The sequence below is a fragment of the uncultured Virgibacillus sp. genome, assembly GCF_947495635.1.
Taxonomy (GTDB): Bacteria; Bacillota; Bacilli; order Bacillales; family Amphibacillaceae; genus Virgibacillus; species Virgibacillus salarius.
Window position 1 is genome coordinate 1 of the sequence record NZ_CANMAB010000252.1, and the last position, 245, is coordinate 245.

Genomic DNA, 245 nt, shown 5'->3' on the forward strand with positions numbered 1-245 from the left:
TACCATCGGCGCTGGAGAGCTTAACTTCTGTGTTCGGCATGGGAACAGGTGTGACCTCTCCGCTATTGCTACCAGACATGATGTCTGCCAAGTGTTGTCAAAAAACAGTGACAACCAATATTATAATTGTTTTTCAGGAAAAATCAAGTACTATTTTGAAAAAATATGTATTCATTTGTACCCTAAAAACTAAATAAGAGATCATTCAACGACAACCAAAAGAAGTTAGTTAAGTCCTCGATCGA

At 37.6% G+C, this 245-nt stretch carries 1 rRNA gene; it reads right to left on the bottom strand.

Going from position 1 to position 245, the window contains the following annotated elements:
- A 5S ribosomal RNA gene (gene rrf / locus Q1A47_RS20745) occupies positions 1 to 76 on the bottom strand; the annotation flags it as partial.
- Positions 77 to 245: the final 169 nt, after the last annotated feature.